General features: G+C 64.7%; 18 protein-coding genes. 14 read left to right on the top strand and 4 right to left on the bottom strand.

The window, feature by feature from the left end; genetic code table 11:
• Nucleotides 1–33: 33 nt before the first annotated feature.
• The 3 genes from FXB41_RS24075 to FXB41_RS24085 all read left to right on the top strand — a co-directional run bounded on the left by FXB41_RS24075 (nucleotide 34) and on the right by FXB41_RS24085 (nucleotide 3,323).
• Nucleotides 34–1,458 carry an FAD-binding oxidoreductase gene (locus FXB41_RS24075; RefSeq protein WP_219683452.1) on the top strand — a complete coding sequence of 475 codons (1,425 nt, stop codon included), beginning with the start codon at nucleotides 34–36 and terminating at the stop codon, nucleotides 1,456–1,458.
• Between the two features lie 100 nt (nucleotides 1,459–1,558).
• The gene (locus FXB41_RS24080; RefSeq protein ID WP_219683453.1) at nucleotides 1,559–2,842 is read left to right on the top strand and encodes a Spy/CpxP family protein refolding chaperone; all 1,284 of its coding nucleotides are present in this window, start codon (nucleotides 1,559–1,561) and stop codon (nucleotides 2,840–2,842) included.
• A 118-nt stretch (nucleotides 2,843–2,960) separates the two neighbouring features.
• The gene (locus FXB41_RS24085) at nucleotides 2,961–3,323 is read left to right on the top strand and encodes a hypothetical protein (protein ID WP_007600918.1); all 363 of its coding nucleotides are present in this window, start codon (nucleotides 2,961–2,963) and stop codon (nucleotides 3,321–3,323) included.
• 161 nt (nucleotides 3,324–3,484) lie between these two features.
• Here FXB41_RS24085 and FXB41_RS24090 read toward each other — a convergent pair whose 3' ends face one another.
• Both FXB41_RS24090 and FXB41_RS24095 read right to left on the bottom strand, forming a co-directional pair.
• On the bottom strand, nucleotides 3,485–5,152 hold the full coding sequence (locus FXB41_RS24090) for a SulP family inorganic anion transporter (RefSeq protein ID WP_007600919.1): 1,668 nt from the start codon (nucleotides 5,150–5,152) through the stop codon (nucleotides 3,485–3,487).
• Between the two features lie 186 nt (nucleotides 5,153–5,338).
• The gene (locus tag FXB41_RS24095) at nucleotides 5,339–6,826 is read right to left on the bottom strand and encodes a caspase family protein (protein WP_007600921.1); all 1,488 of its coding nucleotides are present in this window, start codon (nucleotides 6,824–6,826) and stop codon (nucleotides 5,339–5,341) included.
• On the opposite strand from FXB41_RS24095, the gene FXB41_RS24100 reads away from it, so the two are divergent.
• The 4 genes from FXB41_RS24100 to FXB41_RS24115 all read left to right on the top strand — a co-directional run bounded on the left by FXB41_RS24100 (nucleotide 6,825) and on the right by FXB41_RS24115 (nucleotide 11,158).
• On the top strand, nucleotides 6,825–7,109 hold the full coding sequence (locus FXB41_RS24100; RefSeq protein ID WP_157158653.1) for a hypothetical protein: 285 nt from the start codon (nucleotides 6,825–6,827) through the stop codon (nucleotides 7,107–7,109). The two genes, FXB41_RS24095 and FXB41_RS24100, sit on opposite strands and share 2 nt — an antisense overlap.
• Before the next feature lie 142 nt (nucleotides 7,110–7,251).
• Entirely contained in the window at nucleotides 7,252–8,283 is a 1,032-nt protein-coding gene (locus tag FXB41_RS24105) for a TRAP transporter substrate-binding protein (protein ID WP_007600923.1), read from the top strand.
• A gap of 7 nt (nucleotides 8,284–8,290) precedes the next feature.
• Complete coding sequence (locus FXB41_RS24110) at nucleotides 8,291–10,168, top strand: TRAP transporter large permease (protein ID WP_007600924.1); 1,878 nt, start codon at nucleotides 8,291–8,293, stop codon at nucleotides 10,166–10,168.
• 12 nt (nucleotides 10,169–10,180) lie between these two features.
• Nucleotides 10,181–11,158 carry a hydroxyacid dehydrogenase gene (locus tag FXB41_RS24115; protein ID WP_007600926.1) on the top strand — a complete coding sequence of 326 codons (978 nt, stop codon included), beginning with the start codon at nucleotides 10,181–10,183 and terminating at the stop codon, nucleotides 11,156–11,158.
• A 6-nt stretch (nucleotides 11,159–11,164) separates the two neighbouring features.
• On the opposite strand, the gene FXB41_RS24120 is transcribed toward FXB41_RS24115, so the two are convergent.
• On the bottom strand, nucleotides 11,165–12,331 hold the full coding sequence (locus FXB41_RS24120; RefSeq protein ID WP_035994256.1) for an ABC transporter substrate-binding protein: 1,167 nt from the start codon (nucleotides 12,329–12,331) through the stop codon (nucleotides 11,165–11,167).
• Nucleotides 12,332–12,646: 315 nt separating this feature from the next.
• Here FXB41_RS24120 and FXB41_RS24125 point away from each other — a divergent pair, with 315 nt between their 5' ends.
• The 3 genes from FXB41_RS24125 to FXB41_RS24135 all read left to right on the top strand — a co-directional run bounded on the left by FXB41_RS24125 (nucleotide 12,647) and on the right by FXB41_RS24135 (nucleotide 19,323).
• Nucleotides 12,647–15,037 carry a bifunctional diguanylate cyclase/phosphodiesterase gene (locus FXB41_RS24125; RefSeq protein WP_007600929.1) on the top strand — a complete coding sequence of 797 codons (2,391 nt, stop codon included), beginning with the start codon at nucleotides 12,647–12,649 and terminating at the stop codon, nucleotides 15,035–15,037.
• A gap of 265 nt (nucleotides 15,038–15,302) precedes the next feature.
• On the top strand, nucleotides 15,303–16,595 hold the full coding sequence (locus FXB41_RS24130) for an MFS transporter (RefSeq protein WP_088941181.1): 1,293 nt from the start codon (nucleotides 15,303–15,305) through the stop codon (nucleotides 16,593–16,595).
• A gap of 142 nt (nucleotides 16,596–16,737) precedes the next feature.
• The gene (locus FXB41_RS24135) at nucleotides 16,738–19,323 is read left to right on the top strand and encodes an EAL domain-containing protein (protein ID WP_219683454.1); all 2,586 of its coding nucleotides are present in this window, start codon (nucleotides 16,738–16,740) and stop codon (nucleotides 19,321–19,323) included.
• 65 nt (nucleotides 19,324–19,388) lie between these two features.
• Here FXB41_RS24135 and FXB41_RS24140 read toward each other — a convergent pair whose 3' ends face one another.
• Entirely contained in the window at nucleotides 19,389–19,673 is a 285-nt protein-coding gene (locus FXB41_RS24140; protein WP_157158654.1) for a hypothetical protein, read from the bottom strand.
• A 416-nt stretch (nucleotides 19,674–20,089) separates the two neighbouring features.
• Between FXB41_RS24140 and FXB41_RS24145 the strand changes: the two genes are divergently transcribed.
• The 4 genes from FXB41_RS24145 to FXB41_RS24160 are packed head-to-tail and all read left to right on the top strand — an operon-like array spanning nucleotide 20,090 to nucleotide 24,882.
• On the top strand, nucleotides 20,090–20,281 hold the full coding sequence (locus FXB41_RS24145; protein ID WP_035974339.1) for a hypothetical protein: 192 nt from the start codon (nucleotides 20,090–20,092) through the stop codon (nucleotides 20,279–20,281).
• 23 nt (nucleotides 20,282–20,304) lie between these two features.
• Nucleotides 20,305–21,270, top strand: a complete 966-nt coding sequence (locus FXB41_RS24150; RefSeq protein ID WP_035994260.1) for a class I mannose-6-phosphate isomerase — start codon at nucleotides 20,305–20,307, stop codon at nucleotides 21,268–21,270.
• Nucleotides 21,258–23,534, top strand: a complete 2,277-nt coding sequence (locus FXB41_RS24155) for a glycosyltransferase family 4 protein (RefSeq protein ID WP_007600935.1) — start codon at nucleotides 21,258–21,260, stop codon at nucleotides 23,532–23,534. The genes FXB41_RS24150 and FXB41_RS24155 overlap by 13 nt, the downstream gene beginning before the upstream one ends.
• A 43-nt stretch (nucleotides 23,535–23,577) precedes the next feature.
• A complete protein-coding gene (locus tag FXB41_RS24160; RefSeq protein WP_219683455.1) occupies nucleotides 23,578–24,882 on the top strand; it encodes a glycoside hydrolase family 130 protein in 1,305 nt (434 codons plus the stop codon).
• Nucleotides 24,883–24,976: the final 94 nt, after the last annotated feature.

A 24,976-nucleotide genomic window follows, 5' to 3' on the forward strand; every position in this document is an offset into this window, starting at 1 on the left:
TTGCCACGGTTCGTCTCGTCGGGAGGAACGTCCGTGGGTACGACCATCACCAATAATCCGCCGCGGCCGGCGCCGAAAGCCCTCGCGAGCGCGCTGGAGCAGCTTGCCGGACGGTTCGGCAACCGCCTCATCACCTCGCAGGCCGTCCGCGAGCAGCACGGCCACACCACCACCTGGCTCGTGAACCAGCCGCCGGACGGCGTGGTGATGGCGCAGGAGACCGCCGACATCCAGGACGTGGTGCGGATCTGCGCGACAAACGGCGTGCCCGTCATCGCCTTCGGCACCGGCACCTCGCTCGAGGGCCAGGTCAACGCACCCGCCGGCGGAATCTGCATCGACCTGCGCGACATGAACAAGGTGCTCGCGGTGCATGCCGAGGACCTCGACTGCGTGATCCAGCCCGGCGTCACCCGCAAGGCGCTCAACGAGCATCTGCGCGACCAGGGCCTGTTCTTCCCGATCGACCCCGGCGCGGACGCTTCCCTCGGCGGCATGGCCTCGACGCGGGCCTCCGGCACCAACGCGGTGCGCTACGGCACAATGCGCGACAGTGTGCTGGCGCTGAAGGTGGTCCGCGGCGACGGCGAGATCATCACGACCGGCACGCGCGCGAAGAAATCATCCGCCGGCTACGACCTGACGCATCTGTTCGTCGGCGCCGAGGGCACGCTCGGCATCATCTCCGAACTGACCATCCGCCTGCGCGGCATCCCCGATACGATCGCGGCCGGCGCGGTGTCGTTCGAGACCGTGCACGGGGCGTGTCAGGCCGTGATCCTGGCGATCCAGACCGGCATTCCCGTGGCGCGCATCGAGCTGCTCAACGCCGCGCAGGTGCGGGCCTGCAACGCCTATTCGAAGTTGACCCTGCCGGAAACGCCGCTGCTGCTGATGGAATTCCACGGCACCGAGATCGAGGTCGGCGAGCAATCGAAGGCCTTCGGCGAGATCGCAAAGGACTGCGGCGGCGGCGATTTCTCCTGGACTACCAAGCCGGAGGATCGCACAAAACTGTGGCAGGCGCGGCACGACGCCTATTGGTCGGTGAAGGCGCTGCGGCCGGGCGATAGCATCGGCGTGGTTGCGACCGACGTCTGCGTGCCGATCTCGCGGCTTGCCGAATGCGTCGGCGAGACCGAGGAAGATCTCAAGCGTCTCAACCTGTTGTCGCCGATCGTCGGCCATGTCGGCGACGGCAATTTTCACTGCTCGCTGGTCTGCGATACCAACGATGCCGACGAGATGGCGCGCGGCGAGGAGTTCATGCATCGGCTGGTCGAGCGCGCGCAGGCGATGGACGGCACCTGCACCGGCGAGCACGGCATCGGCCAGGGCAAGCAGAAATATCTCAAGGCGGAGCTCGGCCCCGAGGCGATCGACGCGATGCGGGCGCTGAAAAAGGCGCTCGATCCGCAAAACATCTTCAACCCCGGCAAGATTGTTCCGGAGGCGTAGAGTCTGCGCAGCTAACGACCGGGAACTTTCGGCAGTCCTGCCGGTTCCAATTCCCGCCAGTTCCGACGCCTTATGGCCGGGTTCTGCGCGGGAGGGTACAATGGTGCGACCGGTCATTCGAATTGCCGCGGTGGCATTTGCGTGCATGCTGGCGGGAGCGGTACTGGCGAAAGGCGGCCATGGCGGTGGGCACGGGGGTGGCCATCATGGCGGCGGTCATTTCGGCGGTCACGGTTTCGGGCACGCGCATGGCGGCGGCGGGCATCATGGCGGGACGCGGTTCGCAGCCGGAGCCCGACATGGTTCCTCGAAATTCGGTCAGATCCGCAATGCGGGTATCCGTCCCGCGCATTTTCGCAATGCCCTGAACGCGCACTCCAGCGCGTTTCGCAATGGCCGGCTGATCAGCAATCCGGCGGCGCGGGCCCAGATCGCAGCTGCGGCCGCCCTTGCCGGCTGGCACGGCGCAAGCAGCGGTTGGTGGCAACATGCCGGGGGCGGCTATGGCTGGGTCGGGCCGCTGTTCTGGCCGTTCGCCTACAACGACCTCTACGACTACGCGATCTGGGGCGACGGTCTCGGCTTCTGGGGCTACGGCTATCCCGACATCTATGCCGGCATGTTCGGCCCCTATGGCTATGATCCCCTCTCGGCCTATCTGCCGCAACGATCGCAGGGACGACGGCAAGCGCGAGGCGTTGCGCTCGATCAGCTTTGCGGCAGCGACCGTCGCGAAATCGTCGGTCTGCCGATCGACCAGATCGTCGCGGCGGTGCAGCCGACCGAGGCGCAAGGCGCAAGCCTCGACGAACTCGGCAATGTCTCGATCCAGGCAGCAGAGCTCATCCGCGCGGCCTGTCCAACGCAAGTCGCGGCGACGGCGCCCGGTCGGTTGGCGGCGATGCAGCAGCGCATCGAGGCGATGGAGAAGGCCGTCGAGCTGGTGCAACCGGCGCTCGACAAATTCTATGGGGCCCTCACCGACGAGCAGAAGGCCCGTTTCAATGCGTTGGCCGAGGATCAGCGCCGGACAGCGGCTTCCCGCGACGCCAGCGCATCGCTGGTTCAGAATTGCGGTGCGCCTGTTGGGCTCGATTGGCCAGCCGGCGAGATCGGCGCGCGGCTCCATCCCAGTGAGACTCAGCGTGCTGCTCTGCAAGTGCTTCAGGATACCAGCGCCAGGGTCAAAGATTCGCTCAAGGACGCGTGCCAGCCCAGCGACGTGATGACACCACCGGCGCGCATGGCCGCGGTTCACAAGCGGCTCGAAATGATGCTGGACGGCGTGAAATCAGTGCGGGCCGCGCTCGAGGATTTCTATGGCACGTTGAGCGACGAGCAGAAGGCGCAGTTCGAGGCGATCGGGCCGCGTCGGACGTCCTGAGCGCGTCGCAAAAAGCCGTGGCGGAAAACCGCCTCGCCGATCGCACTGCGGTTCTCTATGCTGGGTGGCGCTGAAGCAGAAACAATGCGGTGGCCGGAAGACCACGGGTGGCGGGGTGATGGAGTGGTTCGCAAGGAAGAAGGCGGGCGACGTCTGGGATGAGACGGTCGAAGGACCGCTCGGCGACATCGACGCCGCCGAGCGCATCCGTGCGATCTGTGACGCGGCTGCGGCCAGCGCGGCAGGCAGCGCGCGCAACGACAAGCGCGACAGCGCGCGCTACGAGCGCGCGGCGAAAGTCGCGATGGAAATCGCGATGAAGATCTCAGATGGACTGATGCGCGACGACGCAGTGCACCGCATCGTCGATCTCTGCATGAAGGCAAACGACCTCAAGACGGCGCAGATCCTGTTTCGCGCGATCCATGCCAGCTGGATCCGCGAAACGGTCCAGCGGGATCATCCGACATTGGCGCAGTGAGCGGTGCTCGCGCGATCGTCGTTGCACCAAGACCCTCATGGTGAGGAGCGCGTCTTCGCGCGTCTCGAACCATGAAGGCCCGGATCTCGCCCGTGGCCATCCTTCGAGACGCCCGCTTTTCGCGGGCTCCTCAGGATGAGGATCGGAGTGCGTAGCAGGACTTATTTCGCCAACTTCCGCACGGCCTCGTCCACACTGTGGAAGACGTTCTCCCGGGGCAGCGCCTCGAACAGCCTGAACCGCTCGAACGCGGCCTGCGCGCGTACCGATTCCAGCCGGGCCAGCGCGACCGTGACACCCTGTTCGCTGCAGGCCCTGAAAACGTCGAGCAGGATCTGCGCGGCGGTGAAGTCGATCTCGACCATGCCGCTCGCCTCCAGCACCAGCAGTTGCGGCGGCGTCGCGCCGAGCACCCTGGACACGTCGCTGCGAAAGCCGGGCGCATTGAGGAACGACAGCGGCGCCTGCAACCCGATCACGGCGACGCCGTCGATGCGCTCGCCGGTGATGTGCGGGTGCGCCGGCCACCAGATCGTGGTGCCCGGCACGCGCTCGAACTCGACCAGCCGCGCGCGCGTCGTGCTCCAGATGCCGTGCAGCAGCGACAGCACGATGCCGAGGAACGCACCCTGCTGGATCGGCAGCACGATGATCAGCGCGGCGGTGGCGGCGATCAGAAGGAATTCGCTCGGGGATTGGTGATAGATCGTGACGATCTGCTTCACGCGGATGATGCGCAGCGCGACGAACAGCAGGATGCCGCCGAGGGCTGCGTCCGGAACGTGCTGCAGCAATCCCGTTCCAAACGCGAGCAGCGCCAGCACGATCGCAGCGGCGGCGAGACCCGCGAGCTGCGATTGTCCGCCGGTCTCGGCGACAATGCCCGTCCGCGGCGGGCTGGCATTGACCGGAAACGCGCCGAACAGGCCCGACAGCACGCTGCCGGCGCCCGCGCCGAGAAAATCGCGATCGACATCGGCCGGCTTGTCGGGATCGGACGGGAACGAGCGCGTCGTCGCCGCAGTCTGCACCATCACCACGACCGTGATGACAAAGGCGAGCGGCACGAGGCGGACCCATTGCTCCGCTGCAAGCTCGGGGAAGGTCGGCCGCGGCAGCGTCCCCGGCACGAGGCCTACGACATTGACGCCCTTGCTCTCGAGGCCGAGTGCGATCGTGGCCAGCGTCGCGGCGACGAGCCCGATCAGCGCGCCCGGAATTTTTGCGCTGACCTTCTCGGAGACGAAGACCACGGCCAGCACACCGAAGCCGATGCACAGCGTGAAGGGATTGGTGCGGCCGAGCTCGCTTGCGAGCACACCGATGCGATCGAGCGTCGGCCCGCCCGGCGAGTCCAGACCCAGCACGCCCGGCAATTGCGAGACGATGATGTGGACGGAGATGCCGGCGAGGAAGCCGACCATGACGGGCACGGACAAGAGATTGGCGATGCCGCCGAGGCGGAAAGCGCCGCCGGCCAGCATCATCGCGCCGACCATCAGTGCCAGCGCGATCGCGAGCCCCTGATACTCAGGCGAGCCGGTGGCGGCCAGCGCCGCCAGTCCGCCGGCGAAGATCGGCGTGATCGTGGAATCGGCGCCGCAGGACAGGAATCGGTTGCCGCCGAGCATCGCAAAGCCGAGCGAGCCCGCCATAAAGGCGAAGAAGCCGATCTGCGGCGCGAAGCCGCCGAGCCGCGCCGTGGCCATCTGCTCGGGAATCGCGATCGCCGCGAGCGTCAGCCCCGCCATCAGGTCGCCCGGGAGGGAATAGGACGCGAGTGAGCGAAACAGCGGCCAAGCTGGCTTGGCGTGAGCGTCGTGCGGCATCGATGTGGAGTCCCCGGAAAGCCCTGGCGTTAGTCGGTTAGACTACAGCATTTCCGTATCGGGAAGCAGAAGACGCAGTTTATCTCCATCCGTCGTCATTGCGAGCCACCGGGTCCGCGCGAAGCGCGGCCCCGGTGGCTCGCAATGACGGAGGACAGATCTGTCCTCCGTATCTCGCGAGTGGGCTCAGTACCGGCCGCGGTCGTTGTGATAATCGCCGCCGCGTCCGCCGCCCATACCCATGCCGATCCCGACACCGATGCCAATGCCTTGCATGATGGCGCCGGGCGGCGGGCCGCGATCCGGCGGCGGCGCGCGCTCGTAGATCACTTCATCAGGCGGCGGCCGGCGCTGCCTGGGCGGCGTGTCGACCACCTTGCGCTTCGGCGGCGTGTCGTCGACGCGCTTCTTGATCACAGGCGCGATCGTCGGGTTGACCGGCGTTGCCGGTGTCGAAGGCGTCGAGCACGGGCAGGTTGGCGCCATCGCGACGGCGACCGGGGCAGGAGCGGCCGCGACCACAGCAGGCAAGACGTAGTTGCGGTTCTGCACGCGAAGCAGCAGCCTGCGTGCGGTCGCAGCGAGGTCGCTGTTGTCCCAGTTCGCCAGATAAGCCTCGAACGAGGCGCGGGTGTTGATCGCGGTGGCGCGCTCCCACGCCAGCATCTGGCGCCGGCGCTCCACAATCGTGCGCAGCCGCGGCGTACGGGTGTCCTGAGCATACAACTCGATATAGGCCTGATACGCCGGCACGGTGTCGTCGGTGATCACCATCTCATAGGCGACCATGGCCGGCTTGCCCTGCAAATCCTTGCGCCAATCCTCTAGGCTGCGCGTGCCGCTGGCAAGTGCCATGGAGGATGCGCCAGGAAGCGCAGTTTGACTGCCGCTGCTGTCGCCGCCGAAGAACTTGAAGTCGGTCGTCAGCGACGAGCTTTCCCAGGGGATCTGGCGTCCGTCGGTCGATTGCGCCACGGCGACGCGAATGCGCTTGAACACTTCCTCGATCGGCAGATTGGGCTGCTTGGCGACGGTCAGCGCCGCGGTGGTGTAGGGGCTGTCGATGCCGCTGCCGTCCTCGGCTTCGGAGCCGGGCGAAGTCGAATAGGAAATGAAGGAGCCCGGCGCGCCGGCCTTGGTGTCGACGATTGCGAGCCCGTGTCCGGCGCCGCTGAGCGCCGGGAACGGATTGTTGCGGCAGGCATCGAGCATGAAGATGCGGGCTCGTGTCGGCAGCGCGCCGAGCGTGTTGAGCAAATCGTTGAGCCGCACACCCTGCAGCGGGATGTCGGCTTCGCGCTTGGGATCGAGATCGACGGGAACGAGATAGTTCTCGCCGTCGATCTGGAGGCCGTGGCCGGCATAGAACACCAGCGCGACGGTGTCGGCGCCGCTGGCGCTGACCTTGCCGGCGAAATCCGAGATCGCCTCACGCATGTCGTTCTGCGCCAGATTGGATGCCGTCGTGACGGTGAAGCCGGCGTTGCCGAGCAGCTCCGTCATGCCCTTGGCATCGTTGGCTGCGTTGGGCAGTTCCGGGACGGTGCGATAGGCCGATTGACCGATCACGAGCGCGAGCCGCGCTTCGGCCGCCGCCTCCGTGGGCGTCGTCAATTGCGTGAGCGCGAGAAGACCGGATGCAAGAAACAAATTGCGAAGAACTGGACGGCGCATGGTGTCACCTCCATCGGCAATGCGCACGATGATGTCACCTTTTCTAGGTGGCCGCCATGCGTCTGTCTGTGCACTGGATCACGTTGAGCTGCGGCAAAATGGGGCAGAAGGTCTGCCAGAGCTGGTGCAGCATCGTTCTGGCACCATCCATGTGAATTGCGCATTGATCCATGCGCCAATTGGATTGATCCCAACGCTGCGCGAAAGCATCTTCTCGCGCATCGGCCCCCATGCCGATCTGATCGAAAATCCTGCAAAATATGACTGTTTCGGCGCGCGATGATGCCGTCGATCTTCGCGATCCGCCGCTTTGCAGCGGTCGGCCGCAAGTCTTGCCTGCACCGCCGCTTTGGCCATACAGTCCGCGCAACGGGCTGCGGCAACGACCGTGGCGCGAAAAATAATAATTGGGGAGAGACCGCACCATGTCCATCGTGCCCGTGAACCGTCGCGCGTTCATCAAGTCGTCGACGGGACTTGCCGCCGGCCTCGTGTTCTCCCCCGCACTCATCGGCCGCGCCGAAGCCGCGACGCTGAAGCTGAAATGCTCCTCCTCGCTGCCGAACGATCCCAAATTCGCCAACGGCCGTGTCTATTACGACAATCTCGTGAAGAACCTGAAGGCGAACGGCCTCGGTGAGCAGATCGACGTCGCGTTCTTTCCCGACAACCAATTGGGTCAGGAAATCGACGTTATCAACTCGGTGAAGCTCGGCGTCATCGACCTCATGGTGTCGGGCTCTTCGATCTCGGCCAATCTGGTGCCGCTGGTCGGCACCTACGACCTCGGTTTTCTGTTCTCGAGCTTTCCGCAGCAGACCAAGGCGTTCGACGCCGGCGCGGCCAAGCCGATCGAGGACGCGCTGCTCAAGGGCAGCAACATCCGCATCATCGCCTGGGCCTATAATTTCGGCTCGCGCAGCGTACTTGCGAGGAAGCCGGTGAAGACGCCGGAAGATCTCGCCGGTCTCAAGATCCGCACCCTGCCAAATCCCGTCATCACGGAATGCCTGCGCCTGATGGGGGCCGCCGCGACGCCGCTGGCGTTCGGCGAAATCTACACGGCATTGCAGGCCGGCGTGCTGGACGGGCTGGAGCACGATCCGCCGACCATCCTGGCCAGCAAGTTCTTCGAAACGGCGAAATTCTATTCACTGACGCAGCACAATTTCTCGCCGCTCGCGATCTATTTCAGCGACACGACCTACAATCGCATGGATCCGAAGCTGCGCGACGGTTTCCTCGATGCCGCGAAGAAGGCCGCGGCGGACACGCGGACCCATGGGCTCGCGGTCGAGAAGGAGGCGCTGTCGGCCTTGACCGAAAAGGGCGTGACGGTGGCCGAATGCGACCGCGAGGCGTTCAAGAAGCGCGTCGCGCCGCAAATCGAGAACTTCATCAAGGCGCGGCCGGAATCCAAGGCCGTCATCGACATCATTCGCGCCACGCAGGCCTGACGTGGCAATGACAGCTGCCGTACCTCTCTCGGGCGGCCGCCACGGGAGCATCGCCCTGCTGCTTCGCCTCAGCGACGCGATCGCGGCCATTTTGCTGGCTGCGGATCTCGTCGTCGTCTGCGGTTCCGTGCTGCTGCGCTTCTGCTTCAACGCGCCGGTGGAGTGGTCCGACGACGTCGCGCGCGGCCTGATGGTCGGCTCGGCCTTCTTCGGCGCGGCGAGTGCGCTCGCGCGCGGCGAGAATGTCGGCGTCTCCTTCTTCCGCGACCTGGCTCCGGTACGGCTGCGCGCGCTGGTCGACGCCGCGAGTGCGCTGCTCGTGGTGCTGATTTCGGGCTACGTCGCCTACAATTCCATCAAGCTCGGCTCGCTGACGGCGGGCCAGACCACCGGGTCGGGCCTGCCGCTGGAGCTGACCTTCTACCCGATGGGCGCCGGCGCGCTGTTCATGACGGTGTTTGCGATCGACCAGCTCTGCGCCAGGCCGCTCCCCGACATCGTCAGAGGCCTCGTCGCGGTTGCCATCGTGACCGGCCTCTATCTCGCCTGGGATTATCTGTCGCCCGCCACGGTGCCCTCGGCGGGCACGCTGATGCTGATCGGTTTCTTCGCGACGTTGGTCGGCGGGTTGCCGATCGGCTTTGCGCTAGCGCTGGCCGCGCTGATCTTCATCTGGGTCGAGGGCGCACTGCCCGGCGTCATCTTCGCGCAGCAGATGGCGCGCGGCATCGATAATTTCGTGCTGCTCGCGATTCCGTTCTTCATTCTCGTCGGCTACCTCATGGAAGCCAACGGCATGTCGGTGCGGCTGATCGAGCTGTTGCAGCGTGGGGTCGGGCGCATGCGCGGCGGCCTCAACGTCGTGATGGTGGCCTCGATGGTGCTGTTCTCCGGCATCTCCGGCTCGAAGATGGCCGATGTCGCCGCGGTTGGCTCCGTGCTGATTCCGGCCGCGCGCCGCTCCAAGCAGAATCCGGGCGGTGCCGTGGCGCTGCTCGCGGCCTCCGCGGTGATGGCGGAGACCATTCCGCCCTGCATCAATTTGATCATCCTGGGTTTCGTCGCGAATTTGTCGATCGGCGGCCTGTTCGTCGCAGGGCTGTTGCCGGCCGCGCTGATGGCGCTGGCCTTGATCGCCGTCTCCATCATCTTCGGCAAGACGCCGACTGAGACTCCGGCTGAGACTGCGGCTGATGCCGAGGACATCGCGCCGCAGATGCCGGTGTCGGGCCTGTGGAGCGGCGCGATCGCCTCGTTCGGCCTGATCTTCATGATCTTCTTCGGCTTCAAGAGCGGCTTTGCCACCGCGACCGAGATATCCGCCTTCGCGGTGGCCTATGCGCTCGTCGTCGGCAGCGTGGTGTTCCGCGAGCTCAGCTTCACATCGGCTGCGCACAGCTTCGTCCAGGGCGCAACGCGCGCGGGGCTCGTGCTGTTCATCGTCGCGGCGGCGCAATCGCTGGCGTTCACGCTGACCTTGCAGCAGGTGCCGCATGCGGTCGGCGATTTCATGCTGGGACTGTCCAAGACCTCGGGCACCTGGCTGTTCATCCTGCTCGCGATCGCCGTGCTGATCGTGATGGGCTCGGTGCTGGAGGGCGCGGCCGCGCTGATCATCTTCGGGCCGCTGCTGCTGCCGGTGGCCGTGCAGCTCGGTATCGATCCCCTGCATTTCGGCGTCGTGCTCGTGATCGCGATGGGCATCGGCCTGTTCGCGCCGCCGCTCGGGCTCGGGCTCTACGGCGCTTGCCTGATCGGCAACGTGCCGATCGAGCAGACGGTGAAGCCGATCATGGGCTATCTTGGCCTGTTGTTCCTTTGCCTGCTCGTGATCGCGTTCGTGCCATGGCTCAGCACGGCATTGCCGCGCGCGTTCGGCTACTGAAGGAGTCTTGCCGTGAAAGTCCTGCTGGCCCACACGCCGGAGATGCGCCGCAATTACTACGGCAATCGCAGCCTGAACGGTTTGCGCGCGGCCGCCGAGGTGGTGCTGCACGAGAGCGATGAGACGCTGGTCTCAGCCAGCCTCGTGCGCGCTGCCAAAGATGTCGACATCATCGTGGCCGACCGCATGACCGAGGGCCGCGGCGAGATCTTTGCGCAACTGCCGCGCCTGCGCGCCTTCGTCCGCTGCGCCGTCGACATTCGCAATGTCGATATCGAGGCCGCCTCGAACGCCGGCGTGCTCGTGACCCGCGCCGGGCCCGGCTTCGTGCAAGCCGTTGCCGAGCTCGCGGTTGGCTTCATGGTCGATCTCTCCCGCGGCGTGTCCCGAGCGACGGCCGATTATCACGCCGGTCGCAGGCCGGAAGCCCGGATGGGCCGTCAGCTGGCCGGCAGCAAGATCGGCATCATCGGCTATGGCAGCATCGGGCGTTACCTCGCCGACATCGCCAAGGTGATGCGCATGGAGGTGCTGGTCGCAGATCCGTTTGCCACCGTGAGCGACAGCGCCATCCGGCAGGTCGGCCTCGACGAGCTCCTCGCCGCGTCCGACTATGTCGTCTGCCTTGCCATCGCCAACGAACAGACCGAAAACCTGATCGGCGAGGCGGCGCTGGCGCGCATGCAGAAGCATGCGGTCTTCGTCAATCTCTCCCGCGGCAATCTCGTCGACGAAGCGGCGCTGGCGAAGGCGCTGCTTGAATATCGTATCGCGGGTGCCGCGATGGATGTCGGCCGCGCGCCTGACCAGATGCCAAATCCGGAGCTTGCGAAGTATCCCAACGTCATCGCCACGCCGCATGTCGGCGGCCTGACGCCGCAGGCGATCGAATATCAGTCGCTGGAAACCGTGCGCCAGGTCGAGGCGATCGTCAAAGGCGAGGCCCCACAAGGCGCCGTCAACGCCGAGCGCTGGACGCGGCGGCCGTGATCCGCTCTACAGCCGGTCCACGGCTTTGAACGTCCCGTCCTTCTGGATCACCGTTAAAAACACCTTTGGTGGCGCGTCGATCATGCGCATGCCGACGGTGACGGTGCTGCCGCTGATGTCGAAGCGGCCGACATCGTTGATCGCGCGCAGCAGGCTCGCGCGGGTCGGTTGCGGTCCGGCCTGTTCCAGCGCCGCGGCCGCGAGACGGCCGGCGATGTAGCCTTCGAGCGACACGAAATTCGGCGTCAGCGTCGGGTCGAACGCGGTTTGCGCGGCCTGATAGTCGGCGACGAGCTTGAGCGAGCGGTCCCAGGGAAACGGCACGACCTGCGTGACGACGACGCCTTCGCCCTCGGGGCCGAGCTCCCGGGCGAGCGCAACGGCGCCGACGAAAGAGATGTTGACGAAGGTCGGATTGGCGCCGCTGCGGTGCGCGAGCTTGATGAACTCGGCGCAGGGACCGTAGGTCCCGACCATGACGATCGCCTCGGGTTCGACGCGCTTGATCGTGCGCCAGGCCGAAGCGACGGCGCGGGTGTTGCGCTCGAAGGTGCCTTCGGCGGCGAGCTCGAGGCCGCGCCTGGCAAGCGCGGCCTTCACGCCGGAAAGACCGTCGCGCCCGAAGGAATCGTCCTGGTAGAAAATGGCGATGCGGGTGAAATGGCGATCCTCCGTGAGGTGCTTGACCCATGCCTCGGCCTCGGCGCCATAGCTCGCACGGATGTTGACCACGTTGGCGAGCTCGAGGTCGCGTAAGAACTCGGCACCGCTGAACGGACCGATGAAGGGCACGTTCCTGGCGCTGGTGATCGGTATCGTCGCCACCGCGGTCGGTGTGCCCACCGCACCGATCAGCGCAAACACCTTGTCGTCCTCGATCAGCTGCAGCGTCTGCGCTACCGAGCGGTCGGGGTCGTAGCCGTCGTCGCGGCTGATGAGCTGGAGCTTGCGGCCGTGGACGCCGCCCTTGGCGTTGATTTCGGTGAAGGCTGCGACGATGCCCTGCCGCATCCGCTGTCCGAGTGCGGAGGAGGGACCCTCGAGTGCTGCGGCCTGGCCGAACAGGATCGCATCCTCGCTGACGCCGATCTCGTCGGCTTTCGCCGGCAGCATGATTGCTGCCAGGAGGACGACGGTCATGACGATGGACGTCGCAGATCGAGATCGATACATCAGGAAAAGTCTTGCCGGTGCGGTGAGTAGCTTCGGGAAAGCTATCGCCGCAGGATGAATCGGCGATGTATCGATGGCTCCGTACTACTCCGGGGAAAACCGGCAACTTGCTTCGTCAAAGTCCGCATCGTCCTGCATTTCATTAACTAAGGCGGGTCATGCGGAACAGCCGGCGCCTGAAATTGTGCAGTTCTTAACCGCGGTCCTGTTCCGATAGTGGCTCCGGCGGCTCAACCAGAGGTTCGGTTGACCGGGAGAGGGGACGGCGGTTTCTGAATGGACGGTCGGGATCAGAACGATCAGGATCGGAGGCGAATGACCGGATGGTGGCGTGCCGCGCCGCTGCTCGGGCTCTATCGCCCTGCGCTCGTTGCGGTCGGTGTAGGTCTTCTGTTTTCGGTCGTGGCCGCGGCCGCGGTGGCGCGATGGGAAGGCCGCGTCAACAAGATCGAGTTCGAGAACGCGGCCGAGACTGAAGTGATCGTCATGCAGAACGGCATGGGCGAGTACATCTCCAGGCTCGTCGCGCTACGCACCCTGTTCGAATCGACCAACCAGGAGATCACCCGCAGCGAATTCGAGACCTTCAGCACCCGCCTGTTCGAGCGCCATCCCGGCATGCTGCGCATCTCCTGGGTGCCGCGCGTGAACCGCAAGGAGCGCGCCGAATACGAGGCCGCGGCGATCATGGACGGTGTCTCCGGCTATCGCATCAAGTCGCTCCAGGGCGATGGGTTCGCGACCGCGCCGCAGAGCGACGAATATTTTCCGGTGCTCTACTCGACCCAGCCGAAGACGTCTCCGGTCTACGGCATGGACTACGCGACCGTTCCGGAGCGCCGCGCGCTCCTCGAGCGCGCGCGCGACACCGACCGGGTCTCGGCCATTCGCACCCGCCTCTTCGAGCCGAGGGCGGGCGGCCGGTTGCCCGACGTTCTCGTCGCCATTCCCGTCTACGCCAAGGGAACGTCGCGCGACACGGTCGTGGACCGACGCCGCAATCTCGCCGGCTTCGTCGTCGGCGTCTTCGACCTGCCGCTGCTGATCCAGTCCATTCGCGTGACCACCGGCGCAAGCCCCGCGGTCAGCGTCAACGTCTATCCGCCGTTTGCGTGGCAGATCGTCGGCCTGGAGGAGATGCTGCCGGATTATTCGTCGGCCGCCACGGCGCCGCAGTCGATGCGGGACGTCGCGCGGGCCCTGCACTGGTCGGGCAATCTCAAGATCGGCGACACCGACTGGCAGGTGCGGGCGGTGCCGACTGCCGGCGGTCCGTTGGAGACGACTTACGATCGCGCGGGCGCGGTGCTGATCGTCGGCATGCTGCTGACGCTGTCGCTTTCGACCTATCTCATGCTCGCAAGCCGCAATTCGCAGCGGTTGTCGCTGGCGAACCGGCGGGTGCTCGAACTCGCCCAGACCGACATCCTGACCGGATTGCCGAACCGCGCTTTCTTCCTGGCCCGGCTCGACGAGCTCAATGGTCGTTTGAAGGACGGCGGTCGGACCTTCTCGATCCTGATGCTCGACCTCGACCGCTTCAAGAACGTCAACGACTCGCTCGGTCACGGTGCCGGCGATGCGCTGCTGCGTCAGGTCGCACAACGGCTGAAATCCGCGCTGCGCGCCAGCGACGTGCTGGCCCGGCTTGGTGGCGACGAATTCGCCATCATCCAGGAAGCTTGCGAGGATCAGCGCGTCTGCTCGACCGAACTGGCGGGGCGGATCGCCAAGCTTGTGGCCGAGCCGTTCCTTCTTCCCGGACACCGCGTCGAGATCGGCACCAGCATCGGCATTGCGATCGCGCCCGATCACGGCAGCGATCAGGAGCAGCTGCTGAAGAAGGCCGACCTGGCGCTCTACCGCTCGAAATCGTCGGGCCGCAACTGCTTCACCATCTACGACAAGGCGATGTCGGCCGAGCTCGAGGCGCGCAGCACGCTGGAAGGCGATCTGCGCGACGCCATTGCGCGGTGTCAGCTCGAGGTGCACTACCAGCCGTTCGTCGACGCCCTCAGCGGCGCGCGGCGCGGCTTCGAGGCGTTGGTGCGCTGGAGGCATCCGACGCGCGGCTTGATTGCGCCGGACCAGTTCATCCCGCTTGCGGAGGAGACCGGGCTGATCGTGCCGCTCGGCGAGTTCGTGCTGCGACGCGCCTGCGCTGACGCGGCCGGCTGGCCGTCCGACCTTGCGGTTGCAGTCAACCTGTCGCCGATCCAGTTCAAGGAGGCCGAGCTGTTCGAGATGATCAGCGCGGCGCTCGCCGATTCCGGGTTGCCGCCCCGGCGGCTGGAGATTGAGATCACGGAATCCGTTCTGCTGGAACGCGGCGTCGAGAACCACGCCTTCATGGAGCGGCTGAAGAGCATCGGCATCGCGCTCGCACTCGACGATTTCGGCACCGGCTATTCGTCGCTGAGCTACCTGACCGCGTTCCCGTTCGACAAGATCAAGATCGACAAGTCGTTCATCCGCAACCTCACGCATCAGCCGCGCAGCTCCGCCATCATCTCCTCGATCGTGACGCTGGCGCGCGGGCTGGACATGTCGGTCACCGCCGAAGGCGTCGAGACCCGCGAGGAGTACGAGCGGCTGAAGGCGCTCGGCGTCAATTTCGCGCAAGGCTATCTGTTCGGCCGCCCGCACCCGATCGAACGGATCATGTTCGACGTGCCCGTCAAACCATCCCAACTCGACGCCGCCTGAGCGCCCGCCTCGTCCTTCGAGACGACCGCTTCGCGGTCTCCTCAGGATGAGGCTAGGTGGCATCGGGGCCTGTTGAATTGTCGCCAAACACTCTGTCCTCATCCTGAGGAGCCCGCGAAGCGGGCGTCTCGAAGGATGGCCGCAGGCGAGGTGCTTGCCAGTACTTCTTCCAGCGCGATCACCTTACTCAACGGGCATGCGCGAAAAGCGCTTGACCCGGGCAGTCCCGGATGGTCGGAAGGACCGTCCAGGGATGAAACACACAATGCGGCTTCCGTTCTTCTACGGCTGGGTCGTGGTCGCGGTGACTTTCGTCACCATGGCCATCGGCGTCAACGCGCGCACCGCCTTCTCGCTGTTCTTTCCTCCCATCATCTCCGAGTTCGGCTGGGAGCGCGGCGTCACCGCGGGCGCCTTTTCCTTCGGCTTCGTGGTGTCGGGCATGGTCAGCCCGCTGATCGGCCGGCTGATGGACCGCGCCGGCCCGCGCGCGGTGATGGAGCTCGGCGTGGTTCTGATGGGTGGCGGGCTGCTGCTCGCGCCGCTCACCAGCCAGCCATGGCATCTCTACGTCACCATCGGCGTCATGGTTGGCGCCGGCTCGGTGTGTCTCGGCTATTCCGGCCAGTCGCTGTTCCTGCCGAACTGGTTCATCCGCACACGCGGCCTCGCCATCGGCATTGCCTTCGCCGGGGTCGGCATCGGCTCGGTGACGCTGCTGCCCTGGGTGCAGCACTTGATCGAACAGACCGGCTGGCGCACGGCCTGCACGGCGATGGGCCTGATGATTCTGATCGTGCTGGCGCCGATCAATCTGTTCCTGCACAGGCGCCCCGAGGATATCGGCCTGCGGCCTGACGGCGATGCCGCGCCGGCCGCAGGCGCCGCAAAACCCGTCTCCAACATCGTCGATCCCGTCTGGGCCCGGACCGAATGGACACTCCGGAAAGCGGTCGCCACGGCGCGGTTCTGGTGGATCGCGCTCGGCTATTTCTGCGGCCTGTACATCTGGTACGCGGTGCAGGTGCACCAGACCAAATTCCTGCTCGACATCGGCTTCAGCCCGGGTGTCGCGGTGTGGGCGCTCGGCATCGTCAGCCTGCTCGGCATTCCCGGCCAGATCCTGCTCGGCCATGTCTCCGACCGGATCGGGCGGGAATGGGTATGGGCAATCAGCTGCGCGGGTTTTGCGATCTCTTTCGCAGCGCTGATGGCTCTGAAATTCCAACCGTCATTGTGGCTGGTCTATCTCATGGTGTTCACGCAAGGCGCGCTCGGCTACGGCCTGACCTCGATCATGGGCGCAGTGGTGTTCGAGATTTTTCAGGGCAAGCACCAAGGCAGCATCTTCGGCACCATCATGCTGGCAGCATTGGCCGGCGGCGCCGCCGGTCCCTGGGTCACCGGCTTGCTTTACGATCGGGTCGGCGACTACACGCTCGCCTTTGGCGTTGCCATCATTGTGAGCGGATTGTCGGCGCTCTCGATCTGGCAAGCCGCGCCGCGCAAGGTGCGCGCCGTCGCCGGCAAGCTTCAGGCTGGGACCGGCGCCGAATAGGTTCCGTACGCACCGGATTACCTTCGCGTCTTTTGCGGAATGTTAAGCATGTCGCGTTGCGACGGGACTGCAAAAACGTCTTGGACACCATCGCGGCGCTAGCCTCGGTTGCCATATCTTCCCGATGCCTCCGGGTCCAACGATGTCTGCCTCCGATTGTCCCATGACAGAAACTCCGGAAGTGCTGTTGGCCGCGCTCGAACGCGCCGAAGAGGGCATCGTCATCGTCGACAGCGCGTATCGCATCACGCATTTCAATGCCGGTGCAGAGCGGATCTGGAAACTCGCACGGGCTGAGGTGCTCGGCCGCGACGCCGGACTTCTCAGCCTCAAATGCCTCCAGGCCGAACCGTGTGCGGAATTCCGTGACGAGATCAGCCTGGTGCGACACGACGGCAGCCGCATCCGGGCGGCCATCTCGCTTTCATCCATTGCAAGTGGCGGCGTGACCCATCGCATCGTGTTCGCGCGTGACGTTACCGCGGATGCCGAGCGCCGCGTCAGGATCGGGCTTCTCCACGCCGTCTCCGACCAGACCAACCGCGCGGTGCTCATCACCGACACCGACCAGAACATCGTCTACGTCAATTCCGCCTTCACGACGCTGTTCGGCTACACCAGCGAGGAAGCCGAAGGCCGCCGTGCCCGGGGCCTGATCGCCGGCCGCCACACCGATCGCAAGGCCGTTGCGAAGCTCGTCAAGCGCCTGATGGATGGCGGCCACCGCGGCGAGGTCGAGATGCTCGCCTATGACAAGGATGGCGAGGAGATCTGGGTCTGTGCCCGCATCGATGCCTTCCGCGACAGGAAGGGCCAGGTCAAGCACATCTTCGCGCTGCTCGAGGACATCACGGAGACCAAGCAGCTGCACTCGCTCCAGCAGCTCATCATGGGCGCGCTCGCTGATGAGGTTCCGATCGGCGAGATTGCAGACCGGCTGTGCCGCCGTGTCGAGCAGATCGCGCCCGACGTCGTCTGTTCGCTGCTTCACGTCGATGCCGCGGGCCTGATCCATCCGCTCGGCGGCCCAAGCCTGCCCGAGGACTATTCCCGCGCACTGGAGGGCATTGCCATTGGTCCCAATGTCGGCTCGTGCGGAACCGCGGCCTTCTACGGCGAGCCGGTGCTGGCGACCGATCTGGAGACCGACCCGCGCTGGCAGCCCTACAAGGCGATGCCGCTCGCGATTGGCCTGCGCGCATGCTGGTCGACGCCGGTCAAGGCCAAGGACGGACGGGTCATCGCCACCTTCGCTTTCTACTACCGGGAGCCGCGCGCGCCGAGCAATTGGCACCGCCGCATCGTCGATGCCTGCGTCAATCTCGGCGCCTTCGCGATCGAGCGCAAGGAAGCGCGCGCCGAGATCGCGCGGCTCGCCTATCACGACATCCTCACTGGTCTGCCGAACCGCGCACAATTGCGACGCCTGATCACCACCGCCATCGATGCCTGCCCGACCGGCAGCCACGTCGCGCTGGCCTTCCTCGACGTCGATCATTTCAAGGACGTCAACGACACGCTCGGTCATGCCGCCGGCGACGAGCTCCTGATCCAGCTGGCGCAGCGCCTGCGCGAGCAGATCGGACCCGAGGACATGCTGGGGCGGCTCGGCGGCGACGAGTTCGTCATCCTGCCGCCGCGGCGCAACGCCGAGGGTGCCGAGCGCGTCGCGGCCGGAATTACCGAAGCGCTAGCGGCGCCGCTGCGGCTCGGCTCCAGGCAGCTGCAGATGTCGGCGAGCATCGGCGTCAGCCTCTATCCCGATCATGCGACCGACATCGACACCCTGATGCAACAGGCGGACGCGGCCATGTACATGGCCAAGCAGGCGGGACGTTCGACCCATCGCCTGTTCAGCGCCGAGATGAACGGGCTCACCGAGCAGCGGCTGGCCTTGATTGCGGCGCTGCGCCGCGCCATCGCCGAGGGGGCGCTGACCCTCAGGTATCAGCCGCAGATCCGCAGCTGCGACGGCGCGATCCATGGCGTCGAGGCGCTGGCGCGCTGGCACGATGCCGAGCTCGGCGACGTCTCGCCGGCAAAATTCATCCCGCTCGCCGAAGAGTGCGGCCTGATCGAGCAGATCGGCCTGTGGTCGGTGCGCGAGGCCTGCCGGCAGATGGCGAGTTGGCGCCGCGCCGGGCTCGGCATTCCATCCGTGTCGGTGAACCTGTCGCCGATCAATTTCCGCAGCGTCACGCTGGCCGCGCGGCTCAAGGACATCCTCGCCGAATACGATCTGCCGGCGGATGCGCTGATGCTCGAGATCACCGAGGGCGCGTTCATGCAGGACAGCGTCGCCGCGCTCGAGACGATGAATGCGATCCGGGAGCTCGGCGTCGGGCTTTCCGTGGACGATTTCGGCACCGGCTATTCCAGCCTCAGCCGGCTCGCCCATCTGCCGATCCGCGAGCTCAAGATCGACCGCAGCTTCATGCGCGACATCGAGCGTGACGCCGGCGCGCTCGCGATCGCCACCGCCGTGGTGCGCGTCGGGCAGGGCCTCGGCATGACCGTCGTCGGCGAAGGGGTCGAGACCGAGGCGCAGCGCAAGGTGCTGGCCGAACTTGGCTGCGACGTCGTGCAGGGTTTTCTTTACGCACCCGCGCTCGCGCCTGTTGCCTTCGAGCGCTGGCTGATCGAGCACTGCGCCGAGCAGGCGCAGGCGATGTTGGCTCGTCTCGACATTGCACCGGCCGGCGCGACTGCGGTGAAGCGGTCGGCGTAGGGCGTCTACTCTCGGAGCCGCCACGGCAGCAACGACGGGCTAGCCATCGAAATCAACGAAACGCGTTACTTCGATCGTGCCTGGTTTGGCTTTGGTCGGCATTGACGCGGCAATGCATAGTGAACGGTCAGCAAGCTTTCGTTCCTGTCGTCGAAAATCAAATGATCGGTCAAGGCCATTTCCGCGCGCATAGCATTGCAGCAGAAGATCATCCATCGATTGAACGTGGGCAGCGGGCTCATGGACCGGTAAAGCTCGCCACACTCGATGGTCACGTTCTTAAGGCCTTGCGCATTCGCCAATTCGAGCCGGGATCGAATCTCTTGCCGGAAACGGTCCGTTGAAACCATGCGACATCCGATTGCCGAAAACCCTTCTGAGAGGGGGATCAGCCGGCCAGTATTGAAATCGAGCGATGAGCCCTGTCAACTCAGACGTCAGGCCGTGTGACCATAGAGCAATGCCAACACAAAGATACAGCTAATAAAGCCGATCTGATTGATGCTCTCGTCTCGCTATTGGGCGACAGCGTTCCTATATGCTCGATATCGCCGCCCGCCCTTGGCAGTTATCGGTGACTGAGAGCATTGCGCTCCCGCCTCAACCACGAAGGCGGTCGGATGTCCGATATCCCAAAATACAAATCTCCTGGACTGATTGGTATCTCCGGTGCCGCTGCGGGTCGCTGCGTCGGCCTTCATGCAGCGGAATCCATTTTCAATTGATCTGCAGCAGCGATCTCGCACGCAGGTCGTCAGGAGGCTACGTGGCAAACACAGCAACGATCCGAAATTCGAACGGGCTTCCGGCCACATTCACGGGATCGAAGACCGGGCAGGACGACGCTCCGTTTGTCTTCGTGAAGGTCGGCGATGAAGAGCGCCGCATGCGAAGGGCCGAATGGGATGCGCTTCCGCCCTGGACCGGCCCGCGCCCGGCACGAACAGTCAACGATTGATCGCACAGCCTTTGGGGGCCCGCTTGACGATCGAACATGCTATCGTGCGAACCAAGCCGAAGCCCTGGGGCAGTCTCGATCTGCGGCCCTGGAGCCTGGCGTCGACGAGCGACGGCCCGATCGGGGAATTGTGGTTCGAGCGTCCGGGCCTTGCTGGGCCGGAGACGGCGTTGCTGCTCAAAATGCTCTTCACCTCCGAGCCGCTATCGATTCAAGTTCACCCGGATGATGCGTTCGCGCGCTCGATCGGGCTTGCCAACGGCAAGACCGAAGCCTGGTACATCGTCTCCGCGATCCCCGGTGCTAGGGTCGCGGTGGGACTGAACCATCCGCGCTCCGCCGCAGAGTTGCGAGCGGCAATCGCTGACGGCTCGATCGCCGATATCGTGGATTGGCAGCCGGTTCATCCAGGCGACGCCATTTTCATTCCTGCCGGAACCGTACATGCGATCGGCGCCGGCATCGTGCTCGTCGAAATCCAGCAGCAAAGCGACGCCACGTTCCGGCTGTTCGACTATGGACGACAGCGCCAACTGCACATCGACAATGCCGTCGCGGTGGCGACAGCAGGCCCGCGCCAGATCCAATTGCCGTCCGAACGTCTGAGCGGCGCGCGAACGGTCCTCACGGTCAATTCATATTTTGCGCTGGAGCAAATTGACCTTGCTCCGGGCTCCGTTTGGATGCTCGACGCACCGAAAGAGACCTGGCTGCTGGCGATAGAAGGCCAGGCCCAACTCGGCTCGACGAGGCTGGCGCCGGGGGAGGCGATCTTCCTGGAAGCCGACCATGCGGAAATCGAGGTCGGTGCGAACGGGTTGAAAGCGCTACTGGCCTATCCCGGCCCGAAGATAAACCTCGCTGCGTTGATAGAGCGCAGCGCCGCGAGCGCCAGTCGCGCACCGCACGCCTTTCCCAGCACCCTGGTCGCGTCTCCCTTCGAGACCGCCGCGCTCAAACAATCGGAGACGCCAAATTGGCTGCCGTAAATCGTATCGCATTCATCGGCAATTCGCTTCCCCGCCGCTGCGGCATTGCGACCTTCACCACCGACTTGCAGAGCGCCATTGCGGCGTCCCGGAGTGATCTGGAGACCGTCATCGTCGCGATGACCGATCACGGCCAGGTCTACGATTATCCTCCCACCGTGGGCCTGGAGATCAACGACGACAGGCAAGATGATTATGTCCGTGCGGCCACTTATCTGAACAGCGGCGGCTTCGAGGCCGTTTCGCTGCAACACGAGTTCGGCATTTTCGGCGGCGAGGCCGGAGGCCAGATCATGGCGCTCCTGTCGCGCCTGACCATACCGATCGTGACAACCTTGCATACGATCTTGTCCGAGCCGACGGAGGCTCAGCGTGACGTCATCGCGCGCATCGTCGAATGCTCGTCCAAGGTCGTCGTGATGGCGGAGAAGGGTCGGGAGTTGTTGCGTTCCGTCTACCACGTGGCTGACGAGAAGATCGAAATCATCCCACACGGTATCCCGGAATTTGCGTTCGTCGAACCCGACGCGGCCAAGGCTGCGCTCGGATTCAGCAACAAGTCGGTCATCCTGACCTTCGGATTGCTGTCGCCGAACAAGGGTATCGAAGTCATGATCGATGCGATGCCTTCGATTCTGAAGACCCGACCCGACGCCGTTTACGTCGTCCTCGGTGCGACGCATCCCAACCTCGTGCGCGATCGTGGCGAAGCCTATCGTGAGTCCCTGATGGCGCACGCGCGCCAGGCTGGCGTCGAGGATCACGTCGTGTTCCTCGATCAGTTCGTCGACAAGAAAACGCTGCTCGATTTCATCTCGATGTCCGACGTCTACGTGACGCCGTACCTCAGTGAGGCCCAGATGACCTCGGGCACGCTGGCCTATAGTTTCGGCCTCGGTAAAGCCGTGGTGTCCACCCCGTATTGGCATGCCCGTGAACTATTGGCCGATGGCCGCGGCATCCTGGTTCCGTTTGGCGATGCGGCAGCGCTCGGCATTGAAATCGCCAAGTTGCTGACCAACGATGTGCTTCGGCAGGCAATGCGCAAGCGCGCCTATTCGAGCAGCCGCGCGATGACGTGGGAAAGAACCGCCGAACGCTATATGTCGGTCTTCGAGAACGCCGGCCGACGGCATCGGCTCAAGACCATTGCGCGCACGGATACTGGTACGCTGCTGCGCGACAGCCGCGCCCCGCCGGAAATGCAGCTCGGTCATTTCCTGTCGATGTGTGACGACACGGGACTGTTTCAGCATGCCGTTCATAGCGTGCCGGATCGTGCCCACGGCTATTGCGTCGACGACAACGCCCGGGCGCTGCTCGTGGCCTGTGCACTCAACAATCCGGGCGAAGAGCGGCTGCCGGAAGCCCTGACGGCGCGATTTGCCGCCTTCGTCCAGCACGCCTGGAATCCGGATACACGACGATTTCGCAATTTCATGGGCTTCAACCGCTGCTGGTTGGAGGACCAGGGGTCGGAGGATAGTCACGGACGCACGCTCTGGGCCTTGGGCGTGTGCGCGTTGACCGATGCCAGCACGTCGCGGCGCTCATGGGCCGCGGCGCTGTTTTCTGAAGCGATGGCAACAGCGGAAGAGTTTCGTTCGCCCCGTGCGTGGGCGTTCGTATTGCTGGGCCTTGATGCATACTGCTCGGCTGTCCCGAACGATGTCCAGGCGACCCGTTTGCGTGCCGTGCTTGCCGATCGGTTGATCTTGATCTTCGACACCGTGGCAACAGGCGATTGGGTCTGGTTCGAGGATGGGTTGGCCTACGATAACGCGCGCTTGCCCCAGGCGCTGATCATGACGGGCCTGGCGAGTAAGACATCGCGCTATGTCAATATCGGGCTGGAGTCGCTGCGCTGGCTTGTGAAGAGGCAAACTTCGGCGAAGGGCCAATTCCGCCCGATCGGCACGGCGGGATTTGGTGAGCGACGCCAACCCTCGCAAGCCTTCGACCAGCAGCCGCTGGAGGCCGCGGCGACCATCGCGGCATGCCTTGCCGCATGGCGGGCCGATCACGATGTCGAGTGGAAAGCCGAAGCCGCGCGGGTCTTTGCGTGGTTTCTGGGCAGCAACGATCTATCGGCCTCGCTGGTCGATCTGGAAACCGGAAGCTGCCGGGATGGCCTGCACCCCGATCGTCCCAATGAGAATCGCGGAGGGGAATCCGTGGTGTCGTATTTGCTTGGGCTTTCCGAGATTCGGCAAATTGCCCGCCTGAGCGAAAGCCGGGCCAAGCCTGCTCCTCTCGTCGCCTGACGGAGCCGGTTACAATTTCCTCCTTCAACCCATCGAGGCCGTCTTGTCGCAATCTCCCTTCCTCAAACGCCAAGCCCTTCAGCTGCGGCCTGATCCGACCCGTGTCATCGTTCGGCCTTTCAAGCCGGCAACCGAGCCGCGCGACCTCAATCCGACAGACAAGACCCGCGCCAACCATATCGTCGAACGGGTCCTCGCGCTCGATCCCGAGACGGCTGACCGGCAATTGGCCGACGTTCTGGAGAATTTCCTCGGCCGTCACCGCAACCTGTTGCAGATTTTCGAGGCACGCGCCGCGGAAATGGAAGAGGCGCTGGCCGACCATGCTGTATTCACGCAGGTGCAGCGCCAACTCGCGGGCGCCTATTTTCTTAACGAATATTCGTTCGAGGCCTCGGCATTGTTCAATCCGAGTATCGTGCCACATCCCGATCAATCCGGAACGCCGGAAGGCAGCCTCCGCTTCATCCTGAGTCTTCGTGCCGTCGGCGAGGGTCATGTGTCTTCGCTGACATTTCGCTCGGGACTTATTGCGGAAGACGGGACTGTGACGATCGACCCGACGGCGCGTCTTGCATCCAGCCCCGATCTCGTCAGGCTGACATCGGGCGCCGGCGGCGACGGGATTGATGTTACATTCGCGGCTGGGCAGGATCTTAGCGAGCGGGTGATTTTTCCAGTCACCGAAGCGCAGTCGAACGGGATCGAGGATGCGCGCTTTGTGCATTTCAGCAACGCGGGCAAGACGATCTACTACGCGACCTACACCGCCTATAGTGGACGGGCGATCCGGTCGGAGCTGATCGAGACGTCCGACTTTGTATCGTTCCGGCTATCGACCCTGAAGGGCAATGCCGCGCGCAACAAGGGCATGGCGTTATTCCCGCGCAAGATCGGGGGCAGATATGCGATGATCGCGCGCCAGGATAACGAGAACCTCTATCTGATCTTTTCCGACGATCTCCATACGTGGGATGGCGGGCAGCCGATCCTGAAGCCGCGATACCCCTGGGAGTTCGTGCAGATCGGCAATTGCGGATCTCCGATCGAGCTCGATGAGGGATGGCTGCTGCTGACGCACGGTGTCGGCCCTGTGCGGAAATATTCGATCGGGGCCGCGCTGCTGGACAAGAGCGACCCTTCGAAGGTGCTCGGCCGCCTGCGCGAGCCGCTATTGCGCCCGGACCCTTCCGAACGCGAAGGATATGTTCCGAACGTCGTCTACACCTGCGGCGCGATGCGCCACCGCGACAAGATCATCTTCCCCTACGCGGTCTCCGACAGCTTCTGCAATTTCGCGACCATCGAGATTGCATCCTTGATTGCGGCCATGGACAGTAGTGCATAGGAACTGCGCTGACCGTTCTCGATGTCCATCCGATGGATTGGAAAAGCGTGAAGCGGTCGGCGCAGAACATTGCTTCGAACGGGTGATGTCCGGG

This window comes from Bradyrhizobium canariense (assembly GCF_019402665.1).
Taxonomy (GTDB): Bacteria; Pseudomonadota; Alphaproteobacteria; order Rhizobiales; family Xanthobacteraceae; genus Bradyrhizobium; species Bradyrhizobium canariense.

What these genes read in the sequence shown, in the direction of transcription:
- FXB41_RS24080 (WP_219683453.1), top strand. Translation starts at nt 1,559, where the DNA reads ATGGTGCGACCGGTCATTCGAATTGCCGCGGTGGCATTTGCGTGCATG.
- FXB41_RS24085 (WP_007600918.1), top strand. Translation starts at nt 2,961, where the DNA reads ATGGAGTGGTTCGCAAGGAAGAAGGCGGGCGACGTCTGGGATGAGACG.
- FXB41_RS24090 (WP_007600919.1), bottom strand. Translation starts at nt 5,152, where the DNA reads ATGCCGCACGACGCTCACGCCAAGCCAGCTTGGCCGCTGTTTCGCTCA.
- FXB41_RS24100 (WP_157158653.1), top strand. Translation starts at nt 6,825, where the DNA reads ATGGTGTCACCTCCATCGGCAATGCGCACGATGATGTCACCTTTTCTA.
- FXB41_RS24095 (WP_007600921.1), bottom strand. Translation starts at nt 6,826, where the DNA reads ATGCGCCGTCCAGTTCTTCGCAATTTGTTTCTTGCATCCGGTCTTCTC.
- FXB41_RS24105 (WP_007600923.1), top strand. Translation starts at nt 7,252, where the DNA reads ATGTCCATCGTGCCCGTGAACCGTCGCGCGTTCATCAAGTCGTCGACG.
- FXB41_RS24110 (WP_007600924.1), top strand. Translation starts at nt 8,291, where the DNA reads ATGACAGCTGCCGTACCTCTCTCGGGCGGCCGCCACGGGAGCATCGCC.
- FXB41_RS24120 (WP_035994256.1), bottom strand. Translation starts at nt 12,331, where the DNA reads ATGTATCGATCTCGATCTGCGACGTCCATCGTCATGACCGTCGTCCTC.
- FXB41_RS24125 (WP_007600929.1), top strand. Translation starts at nt 12,647, where the DNA reads ATGACCGGATGGTGGCGTGCCGCGCCGCTGCTCGGGCTCTATCGCCCT.
- FXB41_RS24130 (WP_088941181.1), top strand. Translation starts at nt 15,303, where the DNA reads ATGCGGCTTCCGTTCTTCTACGGCTGGGTCGTGGTCGCGGTGACTTTC.
- FXB41_RS24135 (WP_219683454.1), top strand. Translation starts at nt 16,738, where the DNA reads ATGTCTGCCTCCGATTGTCCCATGACAGAAACTCCGGAAGTGCTGTTG.
- FXB41_RS24140 (WP_157158654.1), bottom strand. Translation starts at nt 19,673, where the DNA reads ATGGTTTCAACGGACCGTTTCCGGCAAGAGATTCGATCCCGGCTCGAA.